Annotated in this window: 18 protein-coding genes and 1 pseudogene; 14 read left to right on the top strand and 5 right to left on the bottom strand. The window is 61.2% G+C overall.

Annotated elements, in window-relative coordinates; genetic code table 11:
• Positions 1–242 precede the first annotated feature (242 nt).
• The 3 genes from ACGYLC_RS12500 (at position 243) to ACGYLC_RS12490 (ending at position 4531) form a co-directional block, all read left to right on the top strand.
• Positions 243–746 (top strand): transposase, encoded by a 504-nt coding sequence (locus tag ACGYLC_RS12500; protein ID WP_394423187.1) that lies wholly within the window; start codon positions 243–245, stop codon positions 744–746.
• Positions 747–1532: 786 nt separating this feature from the next.
• Positions 1533–2321: a hypothetical protein gene (locus tag ACGYLC_RS12495; protein ID WP_394423186.1), complete on the top strand. Its 789-nt coding sequence runs from the start codon at positions 1533–1535 to the stop codon at positions 2319–2321.
• Positions 2318–4531 (top strand): hypothetical protein, encoded by a 2214-nt coding sequence (locus ACGYLC_RS12490; protein ID WP_394423185.1) that lies wholly within the window; start codon positions 2318–2320, stop codon positions 4529–4531. The genes ACGYLC_RS12495 and ACGYLC_RS12490 overlap by 4 nt, the downstream gene beginning before the upstream one ends.
• 148 nt (positions 4532–4679) lie before the next feature.
• Here the strand turns inward: ACGYLC_RS12490 and ACGYLC_RS12485 are convergent.
• Positions 4680–4835, bottom strand: a pseudogene (locus ACGYLC_RS12485) (transposase); the annotation flags it as partial.
• A 1048-nt stretch (positions 4836–5883) separates the two neighbouring features.
• Between ACGYLC_RS12485 and ACGYLC_RS12480 the strand changes: the two are divergent.
• A complete protein-coding gene (locus tag ACGYLC_RS12480; RefSeq protein ID WP_394423184.1) occupies positions 5884–6945 on the top strand; it encodes an ATP-binding protein in 1062 nt (353 codons plus the stop codon).
• A gap of 556 nt (positions 6946–7501) precedes the next feature.
• The gene (locus ACGYLC_RS12475) at positions 7502–8080 is read left to right on the top strand and encodes a YceI family protein (protein WP_394423183.1); all 579 of its coding nucleotides are present in this window, start codon (positions 7502–7504) and stop codon (positions 8078–8080) included.
• 74 nt (positions 8081–8154) lie between these two features.
• Here the strand turns inward: ACGYLC_RS12475 and ACGYLC_RS12470 are convergent, their stop codons facing one another.
• On the bottom strand, positions 8155–9339 hold the full coding sequence (locus tag ACGYLC_RS12470; protein WP_394423182.1) for a cytochrome b/b6 domain-containing protein: 1185 nt from the start codon (positions 9337–9339) through the stop codon (positions 8155–8157).
• 150 nt (positions 9340–9489) lie between these two features.
• Here ACGYLC_RS12470 and ACGYLC_RS12465 point away from each other — a divergent pair, with 150 nt between their 5' ends.
• Positions 9490–10203 carry a potassium channel family protein gene (locus ACGYLC_RS12465; RefSeq protein WP_394399747.1) on the top strand — a complete coding sequence of 238 codons (714 nt, stop codon included), beginning with the start codon at positions 9490–9492 and terminating at the stop codon, positions 10201–10203.
• A 50-nt stretch (positions 10204–10253) separates the two neighbouring features.
• Positions 10254–11549: a TrkH family potassium uptake protein gene (locus ACGYLC_RS12460; protein WP_394423181.1), complete on the top strand. Its 1296-nt coding sequence runs from the start codon at positions 10254–10256 to the stop codon at positions 11547–11549.
• A 48-nt stretch (positions 11550–11597) separates the two neighbouring features.
• Here the strand turns inward: ACGYLC_RS12460 and ACGYLC_RS12455 are convergent, their stop codons facing one another.
• Complete coding sequence (locus ACGYLC_RS12455) at positions 11598–11894, bottom strand: hypothetical protein (protein ID WP_394423180.1); 297 nt, start codon at positions 11892–11894, stop codon at positions 11598–11600.
• 225 nt (positions 11895–12119) lie between these two features.
• The gene (locus tag ACGYLC_RS12450) at positions 12120–13118 is read right to left on the bottom strand and encodes an aldo/keto reductase (protein WP_394423179.1); all 999 of its coding nucleotides are present in this window, start codon (positions 13116–13118) and stop codon (positions 12120–12122) included.
• Positions 13119–13522: 404 nt separating this feature from the next.
• Here ACGYLC_RS12450 and ACGYLC_RS12445 point away from each other — a divergent pair, with 404 nt between their 5' ends.
• The 7 genes from ACGYLC_RS12445 (at position 13523) to ACGYLC_RS12415 (ending at position 21818) form a co-directional block, all read left to right on the top strand.
• Positions 13523–14230, top strand: coding sequence for a helix-turn-helix domain-containing protein (locus tag ACGYLC_RS12445; protein WP_394423178.1), 708 nt, complete (start codon positions 13523–13525; stop codon positions 14228–14230).
• Between the two features lie 101 nt (positions 14231–14331).
• Positions 14332–16470, top strand: coding sequence for a TonB-dependent siderophore receptor (locus tag ACGYLC_RS12440; protein WP_394423177.1), 2139 nt, complete (start codon positions 14332–14334; stop codon positions 16468–16470).
• Positions 16471–16580: 110 nt separating this feature from the next.
• Positions 16581–16706: a hypothetical protein gene (locus ACGYLC_RS12435; RefSeq protein WP_394423176.1), complete on the top strand. Its 126-nt coding sequence runs from the start codon at positions 16581–16583 to the stop codon at positions 16704–16706.
• A gap of 23 nt (positions 16707–16729) precedes the next feature.
• Positions 16730–17320, top strand: coding sequence for an iron-siderophore ABC transporter substrate-binding protein (locus ACGYLC_RS12430; protein WP_394423175.1), 591 nt, complete (start codon positions 16730–16732; stop codon positions 17318–17320).
• Positions 17317–19299: a Fe(3+)-hydroxamate ABC transporter permease FhuB gene (gene fhuB, locus ACGYLC_RS12425; protein ID WP_394423174.1), complete on the top strand. Its 1983-nt coding sequence runs from the start codon at positions 17317–17319 to the stop codon at positions 19297–19299. The genes ACGYLC_RS12430 and fhuB overlap by 4 nt, the downstream gene beginning before the upstream one ends.
• Positions 19296–20060 carry an ABC transporter ATP-binding protein gene (locus ACGYLC_RS12420; RefSeq protein ID WP_394423173.1) on the top strand — a complete coding sequence of 255 codons (765 nt, stop codon included), beginning with the start codon at positions 19296–19298 and terminating at the stop codon, positions 20058–20060. The genes fhuB and ACGYLC_RS12420 overlap by 4 nt, the downstream gene beginning before the upstream one ends.
• Before the next feature lie 51 nt (positions 20061–20111).
• Positions 20112–21818: an ABC transporter ATP-binding protein gene (locus ACGYLC_RS12415; RefSeq protein ID WP_394423172.1), complete on the top strand. Its 1707-nt coding sequence runs from the start codon at positions 20112–20114 to the stop codon at positions 21816–21818.
• A gap of 24 nt (positions 21819–21842) precedes the next feature.
• On the opposite strand, the gene ACGYLC_RS12410 is transcribed toward ACGYLC_RS12415, so the two are convergent.
• Complete coding sequence (locus ACGYLC_RS12410; RefSeq protein ID WP_067630970.1) at positions 21843–22121, bottom strand: metal-sensitive transcriptional regulator; 279 nt, start codon at positions 22119–22121, stop codon at positions 21843–21845.
• Between the last annotated feature and the right edge of the window lie 9 nt (positions 22122–22130).

Genomic DNA, 22130 nt, shown 5'->3' with positions numbered 1-22130 from the left:
ATTCTCGCCGTGTGCTCCCTCGCCTGGCATCGACAGTTGAGGTTTCGCTTCCACGAAAGTCCACGAGCGTTGGACCGTCTCGTCTACGGCAAATATCTGGTGAGACCCAGCTTGGACGTAGGCCACTGTTCGGTGCCAGTCTCTGCGAGGTGGGAAAGTGAAATCCCAGATTTCGCCCTTACGTCGTTTCGCTCCGGCACGTTATCATTGAAGCCTGCGACCCCGCTGCGCTACAGGGCGCAATGACCAAGCCGCGGACCAGACAGAATCCAGAAGATGCCGCCCATTGGAAGGCGCTGGCTGATCGGCTTCCTGAGGAGGGCGTCGCCTCCTTGTGGGGCACGGATGCTCTCTGTCGTGAGCGATTGGCAGCGGTGCGTTGGCCGGATGGAGGCAGGTGCCTCAGATGCGAAAGCTCCGACATCGGGTTCATGGAGATGCGAAAAGCGTACCACTGCAGAAAGTGCAGGTATCAATTCACGGTCCTGACCGGGTCAATCTTACGCTCGAGCAAGCTGTCGCCTCAGCTCTGGTTCGAGGCTGCGGAGGAATATATCCGGTGGCGCGCGAAGCATGGAAGCCACAACTACGGTCTGCATGCGTTCGCTGATACTCTTGGTGTGGCCTACCCGACTGCACATCGTGCTCGGAAGATCCTGGAGAGCGATCTTGGGCCGGGCGGTAGTGGTCTTTTGGTTCGGTGCATCTGCGCAGATGTCGAGGTAACCCCCCGGTTTTCCGGCTGAAATCCGATCGCCCTTTCGAATGCCGTCAGCGCTGCATGACATGTCGGGCACAAGCTTCGAAGCAAGGTCTGCGGGGCAAGCGCTTCGCGCGGGGCTGCTGGGTTTTCTATACAAAGTTCCGCCGTCCAGACGTATCCGCCGCGATTCTTTACCCCTACTTGGAAAATGTCAGAGGCAACGCTGGCACAAGATCAGGCGGGGGCGCGAGCCCGGATAGTGAAGGAGAGCATGTCGAAATTGGCGGAAGTCCGGATTTTCGCAAGGTGCTGATATATATTAGAAAAATTGCTTAATGCCGTGGTCTGTGCTCTAATGGTGATCGAACCGCGAGTCGCGTCTGGTTGCGATGTCGCGTTCACCGAGGGCCTTTCCATCCGGGTGGGAGACGATCTCACGCCCATACGCATCGAGCAGAACAAGCAGACCGCCGAAACGGCGACAACAGCGCAAAACAGTTCTGGAGGAAGCATCTCGCGAGATGCTCCGAATGCGAAAGTAGAGAGGGGTCAGAAATGCTGCCCGAACCGTGAACCATAGAACAGAGGCGGTCATCACTCCGCCTGCAAGGAAAGACAGCAGCACTGCTGATCGACGTAAGACATCGATAAGGTAGTCGAGTTGACTTTCCCGGACAAGCCCGCCGCTGGAAAATTCCGGTAGCGAAAAGCCTCCGTGCGCGGATCGCGCAACGGCCTCGTGTCCTGCACCCCCCCAACTGTCGCCCGACCGGGCGAACCGTTTCAGCAAACGCGCCGCTTGGTTCGGCGTGAATAGGAAAGCCATCCCATGCAGACCGTCATGGAAATCGCGGTCAACCATCCGCATGCCCACCTGCCGCACCTCTGGTCGGCCAACATTGCACCCCCGACGCTTGCGGATCCCGATGATCCGAACAAGCTGAGCCCGACCCGCCTGAGCAGGGCAGAGATGAAGAGCGGAGAGCCGAAGAGGATCTGGAAGTCCGGCAGCACTTGCCGTGTGGCTTTCGTCACGCGCCTGCATCGCCGCGCAGTCCGCCAGGAGTTCTGGTGCGCCTCCTTTGAAGAATCGCAGGTGTTCCTCAATATCGCCGGTCACCCTGAGGTCGTGAATTTCATGGAGCAGCGGACGACTGTGCCTTTCGTCGATTTGTCGGGGCGCGACACCTTCACGCGTGTTGATGCCCATGTTTTGCTTCGCAGCGGCGAAGAGGTCTTGGTGTCGGTCAAATACGACGAAAAAGCGCGTCGCCAGTCATACTTGGCTGAAATCGCAAATGTCGCTGCGCAGACGCCCTACGAGGTGGCGGATCGGTTCACGGTAACGTCGCGCTACCTGTTTTACCCGACGTACAGAGACTGCGCGCACGCGATCCACCAGGCGCGCGGCGGCTGGGACCCTGATGCCGACGATCACATGCTCGAACTCTCTGAACATCTCGGTGAGCGGTTCACCCTTCAGGAAATCGTCGATGCTTCCGGCCTCGGCCATCGTGGCCGGCGCGCCGTCATCCGCCTCGTCGGCGACGGCGACATCGGCAAACACCTCCTCGACCCCTTTTCCCCCGACACCCAGCTTTGGAGTGCAGCAGCATGAGCTACTTTCAGAACCTGAACTCGAATGATCGCGTGACCTTCGAGGGTTGCGAAGTCTCTAACATCGAAGTCGTGATCGACAAGCACTCGAAGGACATCACGCATTACCGTCTGTCTATCCCCGCGCCGGAGAGTGGTACCGTCGACATTCGCCTGTTCACTCCCGCCGAAATCCGCCATCTGAAGGAAGCGGAAATCATGGACGTCGAGCGGGGGTATTACACGCCCGCACGGGTCCGCGACCGCGATCTCTACGGCTCCCGTGAAGTCAACGGCTCCTCTTCTGCGCAGCGCGAGCGGATCGATCTGGCCATGCAGCAGTGCCGCCTGATGGAACGCTATTATGCCTTGGGCATGACGCTGACCAAGGAAGGGGTTGCGCAGTATCGTGACGAAATGGTGCGGGACTATGAAACGTATCAAGCGCGCAAGAAATACGGCACGCAAAAGGCCAACGCGGCACAGCTTCTGAAGCGGCTGCCCTCAAACAGCAATTTGCTGGAGAAGTTCTTGAAGTACCGTCGCGCGAAGGGAAACCCGAGAGCATTCCTGCCTGTGAAATCGGACCCGATCGATCTCGATCTCCAGGTCAGCGAAGACTTCTGCTTCGTCATGGAGCGTCTGGGGCGCTACGCCTCGGCAGACGGGATTTCGAAGAGCGAAGTCATCGACGATCTGATCGGGGACATGAAGTCGGAAAATGTCTATCGAGAGTCCATTGGCAAGCCCAAGATGAAGATCCTGTCCCAGCGCCAGTATGAGCGCTGGATCGACAAGTATCTGGATCCGTTCGAAGTGACTATGCAGCGCGAGAGCCTGGCAGCAGCCCTGAGGAAATTCGGCTCTGTCGAACCAGGCCGCAAAGCAACCTACATCGGCGAAGTCGTCACGTTCGATGCTTGGCAGGCGCATATGAAAGTGCGCAACTGCACCCGGGACGAATACAACATGATGACCGAGGAGCGACGCAAGGCGGTCAAGTTGGTCAGTCCGTGGATCACCGCGGCTGAAGACTTGGCGACGCGAGCAATCGTTGGTGTTTCGTTCTCCCTGACGCCGAACCAGGAGGCCTCCCTGGAATGCTTGCGGATGATTTATCGGGACAAGACTCATCTGTTCCGGAACGCTGGCATCAAGGGGTCCGATTACAACATGATCTGTTACATGCGTGAGGCGAGCAACGACAACGGCTCCGAATACGGTAAGGATCCGTTCGGCGGAGCCCTGTTCTCGAGTGCGGTACGTCTGCTCGGGTCTACCCAAATGAACGGCGCTGCGGGCGTTTCCAAGCTCCGCGGGGCCATGGAGCGGTTCTTCTGGACCTGTGACCTGAAATGGGTGCGGTTTCTGCCGGGGTATACTGCGGAGAACCCGCAAGCCCGGAACGATCGCAAATATCTCTCCGAGGCCTGCATTTGTTGGGACGAGTTCCAGACGCTATTTTTGCTATTCATCGCCGAATACCACAAGACGCCACATCGCGGTCTCAAAGGACGCACCCCGGCGGCTGTATGGCAAGAGCTATCTGATAATTCCGAGTATGATCCTTCGCAGATGCCGTCCCCGTCGCAGTTCCGTGAGGCATGCGGGTTCCACTCCACCGCGACCGTCAGCGAGGAGGGCATCAAGTACGCCGGCATTGTCTATTCCAACCAGTTCATTCGGCAGCAGCGGATGGCGCGTATGGTCGATCGCATCGCGGCTCCGGGCGAGCGCATCGAGATCATGGTTGATCCCCACGACGTGGGCGCGATCTCTGTGCTGGCGAATGGCGACTTGATCACCGTCAACGCCATCACCGAGGGCGTCTACGGCAAATCGCTGCGCGAATGGCAGGCCGAGCGCCAGATTGAGCGCATGAAGCGCGACGCGGAAAACCTCGAGCAGGACGAAGCGCGTCGGGAAGCCCGCGCGCTCTGCAAATCGCTCTCGCAATCCATCATGTTGGCGTCGGACATCGGGATGTTTGGCTACACCAAGGCGGAAATCGACCGCGCGAAGAAGGAGGCCGAGTATGGTCACGGCCAGTTCGAGAAGCCGTTTGTTGGCCGGGACGAATACGTGGATCCGCTGACCGAAGGCGGGTATCGGACTGCTGAGCCGGAGGATGACGAGGATTTCGCCGAACCGGATACGGTCGACAACGAGGCCAAGACCGACATGGACAGGCTCCGGTCCGCCTCACGCAACCGGAAGTCCAAAAGGAAGTGATCACATTCGCCGCGGCACTAGGTGCCGCGGCGTTTTCTTTTGAGACCTGTCGACGTTGGGCGCTGCAGCGCCGAGCAAGGTCAAGCTCTGGGGGAAGGGCACTCTTATTGCGTTCCATCATGGCAGGAGCCTCCGGGCCAAGGATCTGATTTTTCCAAGCATAGAGCGTCGGCCGACTAACTCCGAACTTTTCAGCCAGGGACTGGGCACTTTCTTGACGGCTATATAGCCCCGCCACAGCAGCCTGCTTCACGGCGTCAGAGTGATTGCCGGGGCCATATGCTGTGTTGGAGGCCGGCTTCATGTCAGGAAAGGCCTCGCGCACCCACGCCGTCATTGTGGTTCGGCATGGATAGCCTAAAGCACGCAGCGTCCATGAGATACAGCGGCCATGGGTTGCATAATGTTCTAACGCCATCTCCTTTTGCGCCAGCGAGAATTTAGGCGGGCGTGGCGCCGATCGTATCGGCAAGTCCTGCAGACGTTTGTATTCTCGATACCACCCTTTCAGGGCGTTCTTCGTTGGATACCCCAACTCACGGATGGTGGCCTGAGCGCGCTTGCCGAGCTTGATATAAAGCTTAACCGCGCGCAGTCGTTCTTCGTAGCTGTACATGAACTATCTCCAAGACAGTCCATCTTTTCGACCGCACCCCCACCCCATCAGTTCTCAGTGACAATCAACACTTACGGCGCATGTCGGTGGCTGTTGAGTTTTCTATATAAAATATGGTGCCAAATTCCTGAAATTTCGATCGGAGGGGCATAACCTTGAGTGTGAAGTTGAGCTCGACGAGGAACCGCAGCGCAGGCGATGCCTGCAGGAAGGAAGGTGGGAAGGAACAGTTGCGAAAAGTTAGGTCTGCGCGGTTTTCGTCGTAAGTATCTGAAATTAAATTAGTATTTGACGAATCTCGCGCCTTGTGGTCGCATGATGCAAGATGAACCCTGTGCTTTTCCGGCCTGTCGTAAGGCCTCGGAAGGGCATCCACGGCAGCTGCGCCAGGCGATCTACTGCCTTTGCGACGACGCAGTACGCCGGATGGAGGGCTATGCCCCGGTGATCATCAGGACGCCATGGCTGCAATGCACAGACACAACGAACACGAGTCGGCCCGACCGAGAGAGAGACTGGGCCGCTTGCCACCAATCTGCCGCCGGTCTGTGACGGCGTCCTTTCCGAACGTTGCCATGCGGGGATGACGCGCGCCAATGACCCGGTGACAGGCGCCATCTGGCGTAGGCCAGGGGCAAAATCCGTATCGGCCCGCTCGTCCGGCGGGTCAGCCAAACCGCCACAATACCGAAATCCTGCGCCATCCCGTGATGAGCGCGAACGAGAGAAACTTGCCATGATTTATGACCCTATCGACGACGATGACGAAACCACGGTGGCCGCGCCCATGCCTGGTGTTAGTGCCGAAGCCTTTAAGGCGTTTACCGCGACAAGTGCCCTCGCTGCACAGCTTGTTCGTCTTGAAGAACACTTTGAACAGACTGCAACCTACCGCCGTTTTCAGAAAAGGGTCTTCGATATCCTTGCCGCCCGTGAAGCCCGCATGGGCAAGGGCAAGGGCGAGTTGAAGGGAGCCATGCTTATCGGTCCGGCCGGCGCCGGCAAGTCGCGCATCGTGGAGGAGATCATCAAGGAGCACCACGCGCTGACGCAGCATGTCGGCAACTGGCAGTACGGCACACGGATCCTGAGCGTCGTCGTCCCCGGGCGCTCGACCCTCAAGGAGACGTTGAATGCCATCCTGAAGGCATTGGGCCATCCCGCCAGGGGGCGTCGCGATGAAGAATACCTGGCAAGTCTGGTCACGACCTACCTGAAGCTCTGCGGGGTCGCGGCCGTCCACCTCGACGAGGTCCAGGACAGCGGGCGCTACAAGACGAAGGACAGCACCGACCCTTTCCTGAAGGTCTTCCGCAACTTGATGCAGGCCAAGGACTGGCCGGTCTGCCTGATCATGACCGCGACCCCGGAAGCCACGGATATTCTGAACGGGGACAAGACCTTTTTGCGCCGGATGAAGCCCATGGAAATGCGGCCGATGACGTTTGCCAGTGATGGCGAGGTACTGCGCGATGCCCTGAGGCAGCTGTTCGAAGACGCTGGCCTCGAAGGCTCCGGAATTCTGTCGCAAGACGAGTTCATCAAGATCCTGATCCACGCCTCCGCTGGTCGGTTCGGCGTTGCGGTCGAGATGAGCATCGAGGCGATCGGCGCGTGCCTGGGAGAAGAGAGTGCCGAAATCGACATGGCGCATTTCGCGGACGCCTACGAGATGCGGATGGATTGCGACGAAGAGCTGAACCCGTTCGTCTCCGTGAACTGGAAGCTCATCGACACCATGAACGCGCTGCAGCGGTACGAGGAGGAGCGCCAGGTAAAACGCCGTCGCAAGACGTGAACCCGTCCGGCCGACATGGTCGGCCGCCCGTCGAAAAGCCGCCCCATCGGGCGGCTTTTCTCGTTTCAGGGTTCGCCCGGGGGCCGGAACCCCCAGATCCAGAGCGTCTTTTCGGCGACGCGGACCCTGGATTTGACGTCGCAAGCTGCGATGCTAAATGTCGCTGCCGGAGTTAAGTAATTGATTTCATTGGTGGAAAATTCAGACCAAACCCCAATCCTGATGTCGGACGACAGTGACTGAAAGCAATTCTAGCCCATTACGCCTGAAGTTTTGACCGCTATGAATGTACCTAAAGACCATCGGGTTCTCGCCCGGTGGTCTTTTTGGTCTCAAACACGATGCTGCCCCCACAAACCAATCATCGCCCGCGCGGCCTGTGCTGTCGCGATGTGTCTTTCGCTTTTTCTGGCCAGAAGACGAGCGCTCCCCCCCCCCTCGCATGCCTGTTCGATTACGCACAGGAGATGTTGACGGTTGAGAGTTGCTGCAATTCCGCAGGGTGCTTATCCCAAGGGGCGTAATGAATGCACCTAAATCAGGGAATGAAACCGATATGAAGAACGTCCTTCTCTCGACGGCTGTGGCTGCAACGCTCGCGGCGGCGGCACAGGCTGAAACCGTGACCTATATGCTCGACCCGTCGCATAGCCAGATCGTCTTTAGCTACAATCACCTGGGCTTTTCCACCACCACAGGCATGTTCTCCGGGTTCGAGGGCAGCATTGAACTGGACGCAGAAGACCCCGCGGCCTCAAGTGTTGCCGTTTCCTTCCCCGCAGAAAGCCTCATTACCGGCTGGCCCGCCCGCGAAGCGCATTTTCTGACAGAGGATTTCTTCGGCGCCGAAGCGAACCCAGTGGTGACCTTCAAGTCGACAAAGATCGAAGTGACGGGTGAGGACACCGGTTTGATCACCGGCGATCTGACGCTGAACGGGATCACGAAATCTGTGGTGCTGGACGCCAAGCTGAACCAAATGGCCGACCACCCGATGGAGAACCGGCCCTGGGCGGGCTTTGATGCCACGACCACGCTGTTGCGGTCTGACTTCGATATGGGCCAGTTTGCTCCGTTTGTTGGCGATGAAGTTGCCATCGACATCTCGGTCGAAGCCATGGTTCCCGCCGAGTAACCGGCATTCGCCGCAGCAATTCAAGGGCCGCCCAAGCGTTTGGGCGGCCCTTCTTCGTTCAGGCATCCTCTGGCCTATTCCGCTTTGGTTGCGACAAGTTCGATGAGGGTTGTCACGCTGAACCCGACGGTGCTTTCATCCGGATAGCCCGCCCCCATGCCGAAATCGCGGCGGTCCAGAGCTGTGCTGCCAGACACGGTGGCCCTGCCGTCTGCCAGAACGAGGTCGAAATCAAGGGTCACGGGCACGGTCTGCCCGACCAAGGTCAGCGCCCCTGTGGCACTGTGGTTCGATCCCCCGACCCGCCGAATGTCGCCTTCGAACACCGCCTTGTCATGGGCTGCGACATCAAAGAACTCTGGGCCTTTCGCTTGTTCCGTCACCGATCCCAGCTTGAGGGAAGTGGTGTCGATGACCGCCCTCACAGTTCCCGCGCCGCTGTCGGGGTCATATTCGATACGGGCATCCCAATTTGCGAAACCACCCGTCACCTCGGCCCCCATCTGGGTGACCGAGATAGCCAGGCGACCCTCCTGCACCACCCAACCTGCTGTGCTTTGCGCGGGCTGCCTTGCGGCCGTCTCGCCCTCATGCGCGGGAGCAAAGACGGTAAGTGCCCCGCCGATTGCAATCGCCCAAACCCCCATCGCGGCAAGGGTCGAGGCGGCCATGCCCGCGTGGGCGGCCTTCGCATCCCCGGCGGCCCGGCCGTTCCACATGCGGGCCAAAGTGCTGTCCCGGTCGATCACAGCATGTTTGAGGGCCCCGCCAATATGCGCCGCGACGGTGGCCGCCAATACGATCCCCGCGATCCAGTGAACATTCGCCGCCAGTTCCGCCAAACGCTCTGATTTTGGAATGAACGGCAGGTCTTGGGCAAAGGGCCACCAGATCGGCGCAAAGCCGACTTCTGCCGAATGGATCACCCAGCCGGACAGGGGCAATAGGAAGATAGCCGCGTATAAGACCCAATGGGCTGTCTCGGCGGCAAAGGTTTCAAGGCGGCGTTCGGGGTGAAGGGGCAGGGGGCGCGGTTGCGTCAAGGCCCAGATCACACGCAGCACGGCGAGCGCCAGAACGGTAACCCCGATGGTCTTGTGGGTGGAATACAACAGCTGAAGGAACCCGACGGTGTCACCTGAACGCGGCGTATATTTCCCAATCACCCCGAGCCCTAAGTCGAGCAAGACCAAAAGCGCAATGCTCCAGTGAAAAAACCGGGCGACGCGCCCGTAGCTGGCGGCAGTATTTCGTATCATTGAACCCTCGCGTGGTTGTGCTGGAGGTTCGATACATCAACCACATGCCCCCTTCATCATGCGGTTTTACACAGCCAATGTGCGCGAAAGAGGGAAACGCGCGGCAAATGGCCTGCGAAACCTCAGGATGCCCCTTTCATTGACATCATTCTGCGTTGCCGCAATGGTCCGCGACAGTCAGATTGGATGGACAGTAACGTGACGAAAATCAAAAGACGCACCTTTGGTGTCGTTGGTTTGGGCAACTTCGGAAGCTCCGTTGCGAAGGAATTGCAACGTTTCGGCAACCATGTCATCGGCATCGACATCTCGGAGGCGCGCGTTGCCAACCTCGCCGATACCCTTTCGCAGGCCATGATCGTGGACGCCCGCGATGATGCCGCGCTCCGTGATGCCGGGTTTGGGGACTGTGATACCGCCGTGGTGGCCATGGGGTCGGACCTAGAGGCCAGCATTCTATCGGCGATGAACCTTAAGCTCGTGGGCGTTCGGGTCGTCTGGGCCAAGGCCACGACCCGCACCCATCACCGAATACTGAAAAAGCTCGGCGTGGACAGGATCGTGCATCCCGAGGTCGAGATTGGCCAGCATATCGCCCAGATCCTGCACAACCCGCTCTTGCGGGACTATGTCAGCCTCGGCAACGGATACCATGTGGTGAACTTTCGTATACCCGAAAGCCTTGAGGGCAGGCGTCTGACCGAACTGCCGCATGGGAAAACCTATAATCTGCGCTGCATCGGCGTGATGCGAGGGAGCGAATTCATCGGGCAGGATGGAGACGAATGTCAGTTGCAGCGCGATGATCTGCTCTTGCTGTTGGGCCAGCGCAAAGACCTGCACAGCTTTTCGGCCAGCCTCTGACAATGGCCCTGTCGGTTCGGTCCCTCCTGCGGCGGAAAAAGACCCTGCGGATGCCGCCGCCTGCGCTTTTGTCGCTCTATTACATGGCGTTTATCATTCTGGGGGCCGTTCTGCTGTGGCTGCCGATTTCGCATCACGGTGACATCGGTCTGGGCGAGGCGCTTTTTACCTCGACCTCTGCGGTGACGGTCACCGGGCTGGTGCTTGCCGACACCGGGGCGGCATTCACGGGCTTTGGTCAAGCGGTGATTGCGGCATTGATTCAGCTTGGCGGGCTTGGCCTGATGACCTTTGCGGTGCTGTTGCTGGGGGCGCTTGGTATTCCCATCGGCATGCCGCAACGGCTGATCCTGCGCGAGGATTTGAACCAGACATCCCTGTCGAACCTGTCCTATATCGCGCGTATGATCTTGATCATCGCCATCGCTTGCGAGGCGGTAGGTGCCGCGCTTTTGGCCCTTGTCTTTGTGCCTGAGTTCGGCTGGGCCGGGCTGTGGGAGGCGGTCTTTCATTCCATTTCCGCCTTCAACAATGCCGGGTTTGCCCTGCACCCCGACAGCCTGTCGCAGTGGGTGGGAAACCCGATCATCAATCTGGTGATCCCTGCGCTTTTCATCCTTGGCGGGCTTGGGTTTATCGTGGTCGGCGATGTCTATCGCAACCGGAGTTGGCGCAAACTGACCCTGCATTCAAAGCTGATGCTGGTTGGCACGGCACTGCTGATCACTTGGGGCAGTGTCATGTTTGGCCTTCTGGAATGGGGCAACCCTGAGACCCTCGGTCCTTTGAGTGTCGTTGAGAAACTCTGGGCAAGTTGGTTTCAAGGCACCACGCCGCGGACCGCTGGTTTCAACACGATCAACACCGGCGGGATGCATGACAGTACCTCCTTGCTGGCCATGACGCTGATGCTGGTGGGGGGCGGCAGCACCTCAACGGCGGGTGGCATCAAGGTGACCACGCTCTTTGTCCTGCTGCTTGCCACGATCGCATTTTTTCGGCGTCAGACAACACTGCATGCCTTTGGCCGGTCCTTGGGGCTGGATGAGGTGATGAAGGTCTTGGCCCTGACGACCATTTCCATGCTGCTGGTCCTGACGGGGGTATTCGTCATGACCATCAACCACGACGGCCAGTTCACCGATATCGCTTTTGAGGTCACATCCGCTTTTGGAACGGTCGGCCTGTCGCGGGGCATTACGGCAGAGCTGGATGGCATTGGGCGTTTCATCATCATGACGATCATGTTCGTCGGGCGGGTCGGCCCCTTGGCAATCGGCTTCTTCCTTGCCACCCGCAGCGTGCCAAAGGTCAAATATCCGGCGGGACAGATTTATCTGGGATGATGGGGCGATTGGCTTCGCGCCACGGAGCCTGCGCTGGCGTCAAACCGGTCAGATCGTCTCGTCGTCGTAAGGTAGGCTGTCGAGGGGGCGGTTCACGAAATCAGGCGGCGGGGTCTTGGCGAAGCGCACCGCTGGGATCTGGGTGCGGCCCTCTGCAATCGCCTTCACGACACGGTGCATTCCATCCATCAACCGACCATCGGCACAAAGGATAATCGGATGCCGGGGATCGAGGTCGCCGATCAGGGATAGGTGGCCCGCAATTGATCGTGGGGTGGGTATGGCATCGGCCGCGCCATACCACCAATTCTCATCCGCCTCGGCAATAGCGTCGGGCGATACCATCTGCACCTCTAACCAACGCGCCGCGCGCATCAGCCGGTGCACGTCCCAAATGTGTAAGTCAGATCCGACTTTCCGAGAGTGGTATTGCTTTCTGACGGGCTTTTTGTCCGAGGTCTCCATCTTCAAAAGGGTAGATGGTGATCGCGTGGGCGCAAGGGCGCTGCGACTCGCAAGGGCAGGGGGACATTGCCGCCCCCGCGAGACCCCGTTTGGCGATGAGGCGCCCTAACAATAGCGTTCCGGCCCCTGCCACTGCGCCTCTGAATAGCGGTCTCCATGGGCCCAGCCCACGGGCAGGACCGCCTCGATCTGCTCAAGATCGCTGGCCGAAAGCGCCAGTTCCGCGCCCGCGGCACACTCCCGCAAATGTGCCGGATAACGGGTGCCGGGAATCGGGATAACATGCTCGCCCCGACTTAAGAGCCAGGCTATGGCCAGTGCGGCTGCCGAAGTCTCCATCTCTGTTGCCAAGGCGCGGAACCTATCCGTGATGGCGAGGTTCTCGCTCAGGTTCGGCTCTACGAAACGGGGGTTGCCCGACAGGAAGGGCAGTTGCGAAATGCGGTCCTTGGGGATTGGATTGTCGGTCAGCAAAGACCGCCCGACCGGAGAGAAGGCAACCATGGCGACACCCAGTTCCGAGCAAGCCTGCACCAGACCGAGGTCCGGGGCGCGGGTCGACAAGGAATACTCGGATTGGACCGCCGTAATCGGATAGGCCCAATGGGCGCGTCTCAGCGTGGCGGGAGAGACTTCGGACAGTCCGATCGCCCTTGTTTTTCCTTTTTCGACCAGACGGCCTAGATTGGCCGCCGTTTCCTCAGGGCTAAACCGTGGATCCCTACGATGAGCGTAGAACAGATCGACACAGTCCACGCCGAGGCGCTGAAGCGATTTGTCCAACTCCGCTTCGAGATGCGCGGCGGAGTTGTCGAGGATCCGGTTGCCATCGTCGTCGCGGGTGATCGTCGCCTTGGTGGCGATCACGAAGTCTTTGCGCGCGCCCGGGTTGGCCTTCAGGTAGCTGCCGATGGCGCTTTCGGATCGGCCCATGCCATAGATATTCGCGCTGTCCAGATGGCTGATGCCAAGATCGCGGCAGCTATCCAAGATCGCATGGCTTTCGCCCTCGTCGGTGGGGCCGTACATGTCGGAAAATGACATGGCGCCATATCCGACGCAGCTGATCTCCGGCCCGTTCTGTCCCAGTTTGCGCGTTTTCATGAAAGCCTCTTTGGTTCGGAATGATCTGTCGCGGGTGTCATGATGATGAAAAGACCCGGCCTTGTCGAACGGTCATATTTTCGGGTCTGTGAGGCACTGCGTCCCTGTCGGAGGCCAAGTAATATCACCTTAACCGGTCTTCTTGACATTTCTTATAAAATTAGTCAGGAATTCGGGCAATCCTCTGATCTGCCAGAAATGTCATCCCCATGCCGACGTCCTCACTGTCTGAACTGCGCAACGCGCGGGCCTTCATCCCTCGTATGGAGGCGCGGACAAGAGACCTTCACACCCTCAAACCCTTAAAGTTCAGGCCGCTTTCAGGGGCTGTCGCGGATGTGTGGCACGTCTCCGGTAAGCGGGGCGGGGGCGGGTATTACATTGCGCCCGATCCGCGGCTCGTCGTGTTTCTAGACGATGTGCCGCCCTCGATCCAATTGCGAACCTCCGAGGAAGGGGCCGATGGGACCGGGCTGCGCGCCTTTTTCGTGCCTGCCGGCGTCCCGCTCTGGAGCAAGCTTGCTAAGGCACAGAGGCTCAGCCATATCGACTTTCATTTCGACGCGGCTGCCTTGCAAGCGCGGCTGAGCGCCAGTGGCCTTTCCAGTTTGCCGCGCTGCCTCATTTTTGCAGGCGACGACAGTATTTTGCTGACCCTCGCCCGGCTGGCCGCGCGTGAAGTCGAGGCACCGCAGCGCGGTACGTTGGTTCTGGACGGATTGCTGCAGGCGCTCTTGGGGGCCGTCGTGGCGCCTCCTCTCGACACCGCGGCGCCTGCGTCTGGTGGGTTGACGCCGCAACTCATGTCGGCAGTGCAGCGGCATATGGCCAAGAATATCTTTCGGGCCGTCAGTGTCGCGGAACTGGCGCATGTGGCGGGGCTTTCCGAAAGCTGGTTCGGCCGGACGTTCAAGCAAACGACGGGCATGTCGCCGCAGCGTTGGATCGCCGAATGCCGCGTCCTTGCCGCCAAGGAAATGATGGCCGACCAGCAGCGCCCGCTTGCCGATATTGCGGTGGCAACCGGCTTTTCCGATCAATCCCACCTTTCGCGGGTCTTTCGACGCTCGGTCGGTCTGTCGCCCTCACAGTGGCGCCGCCAAACGCAATAGCCCCTTTGCAACGGATTGAGGCAAATGACGGCGGAAACGTTCAAGACGCGTCGAAATAGTTGAGTTATTCGCTCGGGAAATTCACAGACGGATATGAGAACATGAAATCCACATTCTTCCTGATGCTGGGCACCAGCGTATTGGCCGTGTCGGCAGGTGTTGCCGCCGCACAGGATGCCGTAGACCTCGGCGAAATTGTCATCCAGTCCGAAGAAGCCCCGACCGGCCCTGTTGTCGGCTACGCGGCGGGCACGACGGCCTCGACCAAGAGCGGGCGGTCCTTGCTGGAAACGCCGTCGTCGATCACGGTCGTGACCACGGATCAGATCGAGGATACGGCGGCCAACAACCTGTCCGAGGCGCTCGGCTATTCCGCGGGCGTGGTGACCGAGGCTTATGGGGCCGACCCGCGGTTCGATTCGATCTCGGTTCGGGGGGCGGATTTGCAAAACCAGATCTACCTCAACGGGCTTCCTTTCAGCCGTTCCACGCGCCCGAACTACGGTGCGCCCTCGCTTGATCTTTACGGAATGGAGCGGGTCGAGCTGTTGCGCGGGCCGAACTCCGTCCTCTACGGGTCGGGGTCTCCGGCAGGTCTGGTGAACCTGATCCAAAAGCGGGCTCAATTCGATGGTGACACGAATGAGGCCGGTCTGCACACCGACAGCAACGGCTCTTACTATGCGTTCGGCGACGCGAACCGCGTGGTCAACGAAAAGCTGGCCTATCGCATTGTCGGAAAGGCGGGCAATCGCGTTCTGGGCATCGACGAATACGATAACCCGGGCGCCTACCTCGGCTTCGCCGCGAAGTACCGTCCGACCGATGCCACCACGGCGGAGTTTCTGCTCTCTTATCAGGATGACGACCCGGATTCCCCTTCGGGCGCGCCCAATGGTCTGATCGGCACCGCATCCGATGAAACCCTGCGCGATTTCTACTTCGGCAATGAGGCGCTGGAATACGGCGACCGCAAGACACTCAACATCGGAACCCAGATCACGCATGAATTCGACAGCGGGTGGCGGCTTGTGGGCAATGCGGGGATCACCAAGTTTGACTGGTCCTATTCGAACCTGTCCGTCGGCGCGGTTAACGGAACGAATGTTTCCCGCACCCAGCTGTTGCAGGACGAAGATGTGACCTCCTATGCGGTGGACCTGCGCCTTGAAGGGGCGGCCTATACAGGTGACCTGCGCCATAACCTCACCTTTGGCGTGGATGCGCGCAGGTTCGAGGAATCCGCCGTCAGCCTGTTCCACTACGGTCAGCAAGAGATCGACTTTGCCAATCCCGATTACAGTCCGATCACGCCAGAGCGTAACGGCGCAAGTTGGTACGCCAACAAGAATGTGACGGTGCAGCAAACCGGTTTCTATGTCAGCGACGAGATCGACTATGGCAATTGGCGCGCGGGTCTGGCCCTGCGCCATGACCGCAACAAGTCCGAAGGGCAGTCCGAAACGCTCTATTCGGTGCCGGGGTCCGGCGATTTTCCGGGCACGGTCGATCTGACGCGCGACGACAGCGCGACCACCGGGCAGGCCAGCCTTGGCCATGTCTGGGACAACGGTCTTTCGGCCTATCTGTCCTACGGCACCTCTTTCCAAAGCTTCGCGGAACCCGGCGATACCGGCAGCGCGCTTGAGCCGACAACGGGGGAGCAGTGGGAAATCGGCATGAAATACCTGCCCGCCACGGTAGACGCCTATGTGTTGGCAGCCCTCTACCAGTTGGAAGAGAAGAACCGCGCGGTCTATGTGCAAAATGGCGCCGGGGTCCGAAGCTATGAGCAGGTGGGCAAGTCCCGGGTGCGTGGGCTTGAGTTGGAAGGCCGGGCCAATCTTGTCAACGGTTGGAGCCTGACAGGCGGCTATTCCTATACCGACAGCGAGATCATTGGCGGCGACGAAGATGGCAATGAGTTGGGTTTGACGCCCGCGCATACCTTCAAACTCTGGGCCTCCAAGGAAATTCAGGCCGGGCCGCTTGCCGGGCTGACCATCGGGGCGGGGGCGCGCTACATCGGGGAGCGCTATGCGTTCAACGCCAATGCCAACCAACTCGACGCTGTAACCCTGCTGGATGCCGCCGTGTCCTATAATTTCAATGACGGGACCGAGTTGCAGGTCAATGTGACCAACTTGACCGATGAGGCTTATGTATCCTCCGTGGGCTACTTCTCCACCTACTATGGGGACGGGCGCACCTTCTCGGCGACGCTGTCCAAGAAGTGGTGAACTCCAGCCCCCTGACGCGCCGCGCATTCATTGCCACAGGAGCCTGCGCTCTTGTGGCATCGCGCGCGCGCGCCTGGGGGGTGTCGCGGGTTGCGGCGATTGATTGGGCGATGGCGGAAACGGCTGTGGCCCTTGACCTGCCGCTGGCGGCGGTGGCGGAGAAGCGGCAGTTCCTCCGCGGCGCGGCGGTAGCGCTGCCCGCGGGCTGCGCGGCAGCCCCAACCTCGAAGCGCTGAGCCTTGTCGCCCCCGACCTGATCTTGTCGTCGAATTTCTACAGTTTCGTGGAACCGCAGCTTGGGCGCATCGCCCCGGTGATCACCCAAAACATGTTCATCCCGACCGAACCGGCCTTGCCAAAGGCCCTGTCAGCGCTGGAAACCTTGGCGATACAATTGGACCGCGGGGCAAATGGCCACCGGGTGCGGCGGGACTATGAGACCGCCTTTGATGCCCTGCGCGCCCGCGCGACACGCTTTGCGGGACGGCCCTGTCTGGTGATGACCGTGGGGGATGCGCGCCATGTGCAAATCTATGGTTCCGACAGCCTGTACGGCGGGGTGCTGCCACGGATCGGGCTGACCAATGCTTGGGGCGGCGATACCGAGTTTGGCTTCAATGCACCGGTCCCGCTGGCGAAACTGGTCGATTTCCCCCATGCGCAACTGGTCGTCGCGGGCCCGGTGCCGCTTGTCGCGCGGCGCGCGCTTGCGCAAAGCGCGCTTTGGGCCGCCCTGCCGCCTGTGCGGGCCGGTCGGGTGGCCTATCTGCCCGATCGCATGCCTTTTGGCGGCGCGCCCTCCGCGCTGCGTTTCGCCACCCATCTTGTGACCGCGCTGGACGCTGCATGATCCCGCATCGCGTCTCGACACTGCCCCTTGTGGCCGGGCTGGCTGCGGCTTGCCTTTGGTCCCTTGCCGCGCTCAAGGCGCTGCCCGCCGGGCAATGGGTGCTGCCCTTTTCAGGGCCGCAAGACCTGTCGCCCGCACAGATCCTCTTTGCTTTCGGGCTGATGCCGCGGGCGGTGATTGCGCTGCTGATCGGGGCGCTTCTGGGGTTGTCGGGGGCGCTGATGCAGGCGGTGCTACGCAATCCGCTGGCCGACCCCACAACGCTGGGCGTGGCCTCTGGCGCGCAGCTTGCGCTGGTCTGCGCCACGCTTCTTTGGCCGCAGATGTTGGCCCTTGGCCCCGGTCCCGTGGCGCTGGCGGGGGGCGGTCTGGCGGCGCTTGTCGTCATGGCCTTGGGGGCGCGGCGCGGCTTTGCCCCTGTCACGGTCACCATCGCGGGAATGCTGGTGGGCATGCTTGCCTCCGCCATCTCTACCGCCCTGACGCTGGGGCAGGGGCATTACCTGCTGTCTCTGGTCCTCTGGAACGGCGGGGCGTTGTCACAAGACAGTTGGCACGGGGTGGCACGGCTTGCCGTGGTGTTGCTTTTTGGAGCGGCAGGGGCTGCGCTGCTTTTGCGCCCCTTGCTGGTCCTGAGCCTTGGCGGGGCGATGGCCAAGGCCCTTGGCGCGCAGGTCGGGGCCATCCGTGTCGCAGCGCTGGCATTGGCGGTGTTCCTTTCGGGCATGGTCTCTGCCGAGGTGGGGCTGGTCGGCTTTGTCGGCCTTGCGGCCCCCGCCTTGGCCCGCCGTCTGGGGGCACGCAGCGTGGCGCAGGTACTACTTGCCGCACCGCTTGCAGGTGCACTGCTGCTTGCGCTGGTGGACAGCGGTCTGATGGCCCTCGCCGCGTTGGGGCTGCCGGAGTTGCCCACGGGCGCGCTGACCGGGTTGCTTGGCGGCCCGCTTCTCATCGCGCTCCTGCCGCGCTTGCGCAACATCGTTCCGCCTGACGCCGAACGCAACGACAGCTTTTCCGCCCGCGCGCGGCACCCGTGGCAGCGGGTTGCCATGCTGGTCGGTGCGACGGTCGTCATGGCCCTGCTCAGCCTCTTCGGCACCCGCGGGCCTGATGGCTGGAGCGTGATATCTGGCGCGATTGCGACGACCTTCCTGCCGTTGCGCGCCACCGCCATTCTGGCCGCCGCCGCTGCCGGAGCGCTCTTGGCCCTTTCGGGGGCCGCTTTGCAACGGGTGACGGCAAACCCAATGGCCGCGCCCGAGGTTCTGGGCGTGACCGGCGGTGCCGCGCTTGGCTATGCGGCCACCCTCTTTGCGGTGCCCGCGCCCTCGCCACTGGCGCTGGCAATCGGCTCTTCCTGCGGGGCGGTGGCGACGCTGTTCCTGCTGTCCGCCTATGCCGCGCGCAGCGACATGGCCCCGGCGCGTCTGCTCTTGGCGGGGCTGGCGATCGGTGCATTCGCCTCGGCCCTGCTGGCGGCAATCATGGCCTCGGGCGATCCCCGGGCCTGGACCCTGCTGGGCTGGCTTGCGGGCAGCACCACGCGGGTAACGCTGGCCGGGGCGGTGGCGCTGTCGCTGTTGGCGGTCGTGGCCCTGATGGCGGCGCTGCTCTTTGCACGCTGGTTCGACATCCTGCCGCTCGGGGCGGGGATTGCGCGGGGGCTGGGAATGCCGCTTGGCACCGCAAGGCTCGCGGTCATCATGGCCGCCGGGCTGGCCACCGGGGCCGCAAGCGTGCTGGTCGGACCGGTCAGCTTTGTCGGCTTGATGGCCCCGCATATCGCCCGCGGCCTCGGCCTGCTGAGGCCCGCCCCATTCCTCGCCGCCAGTTGGTGTCTGGGCGCGCTGCTGATGAGCCTTGCCGCCTTTGGGGCGCGCACCGCCAGCTACCCCTACGACCTGCCTCTGGGGCTTTTCGCCACGCTGGTCGGCACGCCCTGGCTGTTCTTGGCCCTGCTCGGACGGAGACACGCATGAGCCTTTTTACGCTTGATCATATCACCTTCGACGTGCCCGGACGACGGTTGGTCGATGACCTGTCCCTGCGGATCGAGACGGGGATCACGGCGCTGGTCGGGCGCAATGGATCGGGCAAATCGACACTGCTAAAAATGCTGGCGGCACAAACCCGCCCCAATATCGGCAGCATCCGCTATGGCGGGCGCGATCTGCGCGACTGGAAATCTCGCGATTTCGCCCGCGATCTGGCCTTTCTGCCGCAGGTCACGCCGCCCACCGAGGGGCTACTGCTGGAGGAACTGGTGGCACTAGGCCGCTACCCTTGGCGCGGAGCCTTGGGCCGGATGGGGCCGGAGGATCGGCGCATGATCGACAGCGCCATTGCGCAATGCGGGCTTGAGCACAAGCGCGGGCAGATGGTCGACACCATGTCGGGCGGGGAAAGACAGCGCGCTTGGATCGCCATGATGCTGGCCCAAGGCGCGCGAAGCCTGCTCTTGGACGAGCCGATCTCGGCGCTGGATGTCGCCCATCAGATCGATGTGCTGACGCTGTTGCGAAAAACCGTCGACGCCGGTGCGCTTTCGGCGGTGGTGGTGCTGCATGACGTCAATATGGCGGTGCGGTTTTGCGACCATGTCATCGCCCTCGACGGTGGTCGCGTCGCGCTGGAAGGACCGGTGCAGCACCTGCTCGACCCGCAGGCATTGCAGCGCATCTATGGCCTGCCCATGCAGGTGATCGAGACCAGCCCGAGCCCGGTGGTCCACCCCACCTGAGCGCCTCTCCCTCTCACCTCTCTCTTCTCCCTCCCCGTCGAAAGCCAGCCCATGTTACGCCAGTTTTTCCAATACTACCGCCCCCATATGCGCCTGTTCTGGGTCGATTTCGGCTCTGCCGTTCTGTCCGGCCTGCTGGAACTTGCCTTCCCGCTCGCCATTACCGCCTTTATCGACCACCTGCTGCCGCTTGGCGATCTGCGGCTGACCGTTCTGGCCGCGATCGGGCTGCTCCTGGTCTATCTGGTCAATACCGCGCTGATGGGGGTGGTGATCTATTGGGGGCACCGTCTGGGGATCGAGATCGAGACCGAAATGCGCCGCCGCGCTTTTTCGCATCTGACCCGACTGTCTTGGCGCTGGTATGACCGGGCACGCACCGGCAAGCTTGTCGCCCGGGTCACCCGCGATCTGGAAGAGATCGGCGAGGTCGCGCACCACGGGCCCGAAGACCTGTTCATCGCCATGGTCACCTTCGTCGGCGCCTTTGTGTTGATGATCAACCTGCATGTCACCCTTGCCCTGATCACCGTGGTGATCGTGCCGATGATGGTCTGGGTGGTGGCCGTCTATGGCGCGCGCATGACCCGCTCTTGGCGCGAAATTTACGCCCGGGTAGGGGCGTTCAACGTCCGCCTTGAAGAGGCGGTCAGCGGCATTAGGGTGGTGCAAGCCTTCGCCAATGAGGGGCATGAGGAGGCGCTCTTTGCCCGCGACAATGCCGCCTATCGCGATACCAAACTGTCGGCCTATGCAATCATGGCCAAGGCCAGCGCGATCCACTACATGGGGCTGCGCTTCGTGCAGGTCGTGGTAATGGTCGCAGGGGCGGGATTTGTGCTCCAAGGATCGCTCAGCACCGGGGGCTTTGTCGGCTTTCTGTTGCTGGTCAGCGTCTTTTTCCGACCGCTGGAAAAAATTGCCGCCGTGATCGAGACTTACACCCGCGGCATTGCGGGGTTTCAACGCTATACCGAATTGCTGGAGACCGAGCGCGATGTCGCCGACCGGCCCGAGGCGCGCGCCGTGACCATCACCCAAGGCACCGTGCGCTTCGAGGACGTCTCTTTCGCCTATGACAGCCCGCTGCCGATCCTGCATGGGGTGAGCCTGACCGTGAACGCCGGAGAGACCGTCGCTTTTGTCGGCCCCTCGGGCGCGGGCAAGACCACGCTTCTGGCGCTGCTGCCGCGGTTCTACACCCCCTCGGGCGGGCGGATCACCATCGACGGCGTTGATATTGCGGATATGACGCTGGAGAGCCTGCGCTCGCAGATTGGGCTCGTGTCTCAGGATGTGTTCCTGTTCGGCTCCACCTTGCGGGAGAATATCCTCTATGGGAAATTGGATGCCACGGCGGCGGAACTTGAAGCCGCGGTTGAGAATGCCCAGTTGAGCACGCTGGTGGCCGCCTTGCCCGAAGGCTTGGAAACCATCGTAGGCGAAAGGGGCGTGATGCTGTCGGGCGGGCAAAAGCAGCGTGTCGCCATCGCCCGGGCTTTCCTGAAGAACCCGCCGGTGCTGATACTGGACGAAGCCACCTCTGCCCTCGACCGTGAGACGGAGAGGGACATTCAAGCAGCGCTCCTGCGGCTGTCACAGGGGCGCACGACCCTGATCATCGCGCATCGTTTGGAGACGGTGCAACATGCCGATCAGATCGTTGTCATGGATGCCGGGCGCAAGGTCGAGACCGGGACGCATGACAGTCTTTGCAGGCGCAACGGGCTATATTCGCGGCTGACGGGAGGGGTGTGACCGGACCGGAAAAGGGAGCGCCCGTCAGTCCCGCGCCTTTTCCAGCAAAGCAACCAACTCACGAAACTTCTGCCGCTGTTCTTCACGGTCGCCTGAGAGGATCGCCTCTTCCATACAGTGGTTGGCATGGTCTTCGATCACCAAGCGCTCCACGGCGCGCAGGGCCGAGCGGACGGCGGCGGTTTGCACCAGCACGTCGACGCAATAGCGCCCTTCGTCGACCATCCGCGTGACGCCGCGCAATTGCCCTTCCAACCGCGCCAGCCGCTTGAGGATCGCTGCCTTGTTTTGCTTTGCTTCCACGTATGATGC

Origin of the sequence: Sulfitobacter sp. 1A12157, from assembly GCF_043557345.1 — a bacterium.
Lineage (GTDB): Bacteria > Pseudomonadota > Alphaproteobacteria > Rhodobacterales > Rhodobacteraceae > Sulfitobacter.
The sequence above is the reverse complement of the archived record's forward strand: the minus strand, read 5'-3'. Positions and strand labels throughout refer to the sequence as shown.

Excerpts from the sequence above, each read along its gene's own strand:
- ACGYLC_RS12500 (WP_394423187.1), top strand. The coding sequence starts at position 243 with ATGACCAAGCCGCGGACCAGACAGAATCCAGAAGATGCCGCCCATTGG.
- ACGYLC_RS12495 (WP_394423186.1), top strand. The coding sequence starts at position 1,533 with ATGCAGACCGTCATGGAAATCGCGGTCAACCATCCGCATGCCCACCTG.
- ACGYLC_RS12490 (WP_394423185.1), top strand. The coding sequence starts at position 2,318 with ATGAGCTACTTTCAGAACCTGAACTCGAATGATCGCGTGACCTTCGAG.
- ACGYLC_RS12480 (WP_394423184.1), top strand. The coding sequence starts at position 5,884 with ATGATTTATGACCCTATCGACGACGATGACGAAACCACGGTGGCCGCG.
- ACGYLC_RS12475 (WP_394423183.1), top strand. The coding sequence starts at position 7,502 with ATGAAGAACGTCCTTCTCTCGACGGCTGTGGCTGCAACGCTCGCGGCG.
- ACGYLC_RS12470 (WP_394423182.1), bottom strand. The coding sequence starts at position 9,339 with ATGATACGAAATACTGCCGCCAGCTACGGGCGCGTCGCCCGGTTTTTT.
- ACGYLC_RS12460 (WP_394423181.1), top strand. The coding sequence starts at position 10,254 with ATGCCGCCGCCTGCGCTTTTGTCGCTCTATTACATGGCGTTTATCATT.
- ACGYLC_RS12455 (WP_394423180.1), bottom strand. The coding sequence starts at position 11,894 with ATGGTATCGCCCGACGCTATTGCCGAGGCGGATGAGAATTGGTGGTAT.
- ACGYLC_RS12450 (WP_394423179.1), bottom strand. The coding sequence starts at position 13,118 with ATGAAAACGCGCAAACTGGGACAGAACGGGCCGGAGATCAGCTGCGTC.
- ACGYLC_RS12440 (WP_394423177.1), top strand. The coding sequence starts at position 14,332 with ATGAAATCCACATTCTTCCTGATGCTGGGCACCAGCGTATTGGCCGTG.
- ACGYLC_RS12435 (WP_394423176.1), top strand. The coding sequence starts at position 16,581 with ATGGCGGAAACGGCTGTGGCCCTTGACCTGCCGCTGGCGGCGGTGGCG.
- fhuB (WP_394423174.1), top strand. The coding sequence starts at position 17,317 with ATGATCCCGCATCGCGTCTCGACACTGCCCCTTGTGGCCGGGCTGGCT.
- ACGYLC_RS12420 (WP_394423173.1), top strand. The coding sequence starts at position 19,296 with ATGAGCCTTTTTACGCTTGATCATATCACCTTCGACGTGCCCGGACGA.
- ACGYLC_RS12415 (WP_394423172.1), top strand. The coding sequence starts at position 20,112 with ATGTTACGCCAGTTTTTCCAATACTACCGCCCCCATATGCGCCTGTTC.